The sequence below is a fragment of the uncultured Dialister sp. genome, from assembly GCA_900314595.1.
Taxonomy (GTDB): domain Bacteria; phylum Bacillota; class Negativicutes; order Veillonellales; family Dialisteraceae; genus Dialister.
Genome location: OMVW01000076.1, coordinates 1 through 4,178 on the forward strand (window position 1 = coordinate 1; position 4,178 = coordinate 4,178).

At 49.4% G+C, this 4,178-nt stretch carries 4 protein-coding genes; 1 reads left to right on the top strand and 3 read right to left on the bottom strand.

The window, feature by feature from the left end:
• Positions 1-150: 150 nt before the first annotated feature.
• From QZN42_RS10065 to QZN42_RS10075, 3 genes are all read right to left on the bottom strand, one after another.
• On the bottom strand, positions 151-633 hold the full coding sequence (locus QZN42_RS10065) for a flavodoxin (RefSeq protein WP_296957312.1): 483 nt from the start codon (positions 631-633) through the stop codon (positions 151-153).
• Positions 634-787: 154 nt separating this feature from the next.
• On the bottom strand, positions 788-1,552 hold the full coding sequence (locus QZN42_RS10070) for a sulfite exporter TauE/SafE family protein (RefSeq protein WP_296957315.1): 765 nt from the start codon (positions 1,550-1,552) through the stop codon (positions 788-790).
• 252 nt (positions 1,553-1,804) lie between these two features.
• Entirely contained in the window at positions 1,805-2,671 is an 867-nt protein-coding gene (locus QZN42_RS10075; protein WP_296957318.1) for a LysR family transcriptional regulator, read from the bottom strand.
• Positions 2,672-3,030: 359 nt separating this feature from the next.
• Between QZN42_RS10075 and QZN42_RS10080 the strand changes: the two genes are divergently transcribed.
• Positions 3,031-3,846, top strand: a complete 816-nt coding sequence (locus QZN42_RS10080; RefSeq protein WP_296957321.1) for an MBL fold metallo-hydrolase — start codon at positions 3,031-3,033, stop codon at positions 3,844-3,846.
• Positions 3,847-4,178 lie beyond the last annotated feature (332 nt).

The following is a 4,178-nucleotide window of genomic DNA, read 5'->3' on the forward strand; positions in this document are numbered from 1 at the left end:
CAGGGTGAATAAAGGCTTATTTCCCCTATATATGATAGAAGAACTTCGATTTAGAGGTATTTTATACGCTGCTAAGTTAATGATATTGCTGATAACTGCGAACTAAAATGACAGTTTTTTGATGAGCAGCTATATGTTTTATTTGGGCTGTTATCTTGCCAGTAACTCCGACGCCCATTTCCACAGCTCGATTTTTGTGGCTCTCACGTTCCAGACTTTTCCGCCCTTGAAGGCAGCGCCCGGGGCAGAGGGCTTCAGGAAGGAAAGGGTATCTCCCATGGAGCTTCCGCCGGAGGTGGCGAAGAGGATGATTTTCTTTCCTGTGAAATTTGAACTTTCCAGGAAGGAATGGATGATTTTCGGCGCATGGTACCACCAGATGGGGAAGCCGATGTAAATGGTTTCAAAATCCGAAAGGTCCGGGCACTCTTCAGCCAGAGCCGGACGGGCAGAAATGTCTTTGCTTTCCCTGGTGGTGCGGCTGGTGGAGCTGTTCCAGTTCAGGTCCTGATTCGTATAGGGACGGAGGGGCTTTATTTCATAAAGGTCTCCGCCTACGGCTTCAGCAAGAGTTTTTGCAAGCCGCCGGGTGGTGCCGGTGGCGGAAAAGTAAGCGACGAGAGATTTGGACATTTTCGTACCTCCGACGAAATGAATAATGTGGTAAGTGGTAAGTGATAAGTGGTAAGTGAAGGTGGACCGCACCAGGAAAAGGCGGCCCTTTTTTCAAAGCTTTTGCAAAGGATGACAAGTATGCTTATTGTTAACAACTAAAGGCTGAAAACGGTTATTTCATCAGCACCATAATACTCATGGTCAGATTGACTACGGCAACGATAGGTCGCAGGACTCTGTTTACTTTATTTCTGTCCAGTTTGCTCATGAGCCAGGGGCCCAGAAAAGCCCCGATTAAGGTGCCGGAGAGGAGGTATTTCACCAGGTCCCAGTCCACTCTTCCTACGGATAAATGCATGAGAAATCCCACAATGCTCATGACGCAGATGACAAAAACCGAAGTTCCGACGGCTGCCAGGGGAGTGCAGCCCAGAATGAAAAGTCCAGCCGTAATGGGTCCGCCGCCGGAAAGTCCGACGAGGCCGCATAGGAGACCCCCAATGATGCCAAAGCCGCCTGCTTTCAGTTTGTCTTTCTTCGTCAGGTCTGCTTCGCTGTGGACTTCGTGCTTTGGCGGACGGATGCAGGTCCAGGCCATCTGGAGAGCAAGCACCAGAAGGATGACGCCGGTCATTTTGTTATAAATCCAGAGGGGCAGAAGGGTGGAAAAGAAAGAACCCACGATGGCTCCCGGAATACAGCCGGCAAGCAGGTAGAGGGCCAGATGACGGTGCACGTTTCCCGCCCGGTAATGGGAAAAAGCACCCATCATGGCTGTGGGAATGACGGTAGCCAGAGAGGTGGAAGCAGCGATATCCGGCGGAATATTACAAAGTCCGGTGAGCACGCCTACATAGACGGCGCCTCCCCCTCCGCCAAGGGAAATGATGAATAGTCCGGCCAGGAGGCCAATGATGGTGAGAATGTAGAAGGGCATAGAAACTCCAGATTGAAAAGAAGTTGTGAATTCGAACCAACGGGACCACCGGAATCCCCACAGGTGCTGTTCGTTCTTCGTTGTTCGTGATTCGTTATTCGTGAAGGTGTGCCGCTCTCCGGCACGAATATATATGGGGATTGTGCGTAGGCGGATCATTTGCCATTGGGCAAAACATTTCCGCACTTTTGAGAAGTGGCTAATGGCTTATAGAATTTGTGGCAGAAATTATTACCTATTACCCATTAGCTATTATCGGCTGACAGCTTTTTTCACATATTGTATCAGTTCCAGCACGCCCCGGCTTGCCTCTTTTCGGCAGAGGAGACCCACGCCGCCTGCGGGGATGTCGGAGGGGACGGCTTTGAGGCAGCCGGAGAAGTTATGGGCCCAGGCGGAGTGGATGATGGTGAGATCATCGGAGAAAAGGCTCTGCATGCGGCTTTTCATGTCATAAGCTTTATTGAGAAGGACGACTTTGGCCTCTTTGGGGAGCATGTCTTCAAAAGGATGAGCCATGGAAGCGTATTTCCCGGCCAGAATGGTTTTTCCCGAGAGGTCCTCTCTGCGGATGATTGCCCTGGATGAAAGAGGATTGTCGGAGGCCATGAGGAAGGTGAAAGTATCTTCGAGAAGAGGTATATAGGAAAGACCTTCCAGGGCGCAGGGCTTTGGTTCGGCCACCGTGGTGATGTCTGCTTTTCCTTCCCGAATATCATCGAAATGGGTATCCGAGGTGAAATAGGGAAATTCCAGCAGGCTGTAGGGATGGTCCGCCTGAAAAGCGCGGTAGGGCTTCCATATGAAGGCAGGAAGGCCTTCGTCCCCTCTCGCATAGCGGATGTGGTACTCTTCCTTTTTCAGGAGTTCCCGGCCGTAAGAGCGGGCTTCCCTGTATTTTGCAAGGATTTCCTTTGCCGTTTCATAGAGACGGGCCCCTCCGGGAGTGAGCTTTACCCCGTGGCTTGTCCGGTAGAAGAGGGGAAATCCCGCTTCCTTTTCCAAAAGGTTCACCTGCTGCATGAGGGCGGAGGGAGTAATGAAAAGGAGTGCGGCGGCTTTTGTGAAAGAGCCGCATTCTGCTGCTTTGATGAAAGCTTCGAGCTGACGGTCGGTCATTTTGGCCTCCTTAGACGGGTGGAGTCAATTCTCCGGATTACCTTTGGCGAAAGGAATCGGGGATTGGGAATCTGGAATTAGGGGCGGTGGCGCGCGACAGTAAGGCGCGCCTTTTTAATTATGGAAATAGTGAAATATCCCTGACCTGTCAGCTGATAACCGATAACAACTGATGTAAGAAAAGGGTTTGGGACTATTAACTATTAGCCATTAGCTATGAACAAATTTCTATTTCTAATTATAGGCAGTTCGCCATTCATTCTCAACCGGCATGAAGTAAAACCTTCATGCCAATATTTATATTGACTATTCCGGGTGAAATAAAAAATCAGTATAGTTAAGTCACTGGAGGCGATAGAATGAACAAAGTGATTCATACGGCACATTACGATTTAGTCACATTTTTTACGGATGCAAAGAGTTTCTACGTGACTGCCACCCTGGTGGTGAAAGATGACAAGGCTCTTCTGGTGAATTCATTTTTCACAAGGTCTTCTGCAGAAGAAGTGGTTTCCTACCTGAAGGCGGAGGGCCTGACGCTGGAAAAAATCTTCATCCTGCATGGAGATCCGGACTATTATTTCGGTCTGGAAAGAATCCGCGAAGCATTCCCGAAAGCCTATGCCTATGCCACAAAGGAAACGGCAGAGCATATCATGAATACCCTCTGTGGGAAAGTCACTTTCTGGGATCCCGTATTGAAAGAAGAAGGACCCATCAATCCGGTCATTCCGGCAGTCCTCACGGGAGAAAGTTTTGATTTCGAAGGATTTACCTTCAAAGTGGTGGGAAGCGATCTCACCCGCGCCTCCCTTTATGAAGAAACGGAAATGGTCCTTCTGGGCGGTATTGACGTTTTCAATGAAATTCATGTATTCCTCGCCGACACGGCGTCCGAAGAAGACAAAAAGGCCTGGATTTCCAGAGTAAAAGAACTGGAAGCCCTGGAACCCTCCATCGTCATTCCTTCCCACGGAGTCCCCGAAGGCTCCTTCGATACAAAAGCTTTGGCTCACACGGCAGCATATCTGGAAAAGTCCATCTCTTTTGAGAAGGAAACAAAGACAGGCAAAGAACTGGTAGACAAACTCCTTGCAGCTTATCCGTTGGCAAAGAACAGCGAAGTCGTCTCTTTGGGAGCAGGAGTCGTGAAGAAGGAAATACCCTGGGGATGAGGCTTTTGTCAAATACCATGGTTTGAGACTACTTCGGTATTCGGGTCTTAGCCCCATTACGGCGTGCCCCGGTGGAGAAAACTTCGAGATCTCGGGGTTCGGGATGCGGGGCTCGGGAAGGTGGCGGTCTGATGGCCGCGGAATTTATATGGGGACTTTACACAGGCGGAGAATTTACCGTCGGACCCTGAAGTACGCCAGCTCTATGTGAGAAACCATTCACTATGAACCATTAACTACAATATCATTAACTTAACAGCTGCTAAAGTGCTTCCAAATCGAAATTTCTCTATTGCGTTTAAAGGAAATAGGGCCTTATTCACCCTGTTCGG

Bases quoted from the DNA above. Each gene is read 5' to 3' on its own strand.
- QZN42_RS10065 (WP_296957312.1), bottom strand. From the start codon at position 633: ATGTCCAAATCTCTCGTCGCTTACTTTTCCGCCACCGGCACCACCCGG.
- QZN42_RS10070 (WP_296957315.1), bottom strand. From the start codon at position 1,552: ATGCCCTTCTACATTCTCACCATCATTGGCCTCCTGGCCGGACTATTC.
- QZN42_RS10075 (WP_296957318.1), bottom strand. From the start codon at position 2,671: ATGACCGACCGTCAGCTCGAAGCTTTCATCAAAGCAGCAGAATGCGGC.
- QZN42_RS10080 (WP_296957321.1), top strand. From the start codon at position 3,031: ATGAACAAAGTGATTCATACGGCACATTACGATTTAGTCACATTTTTT.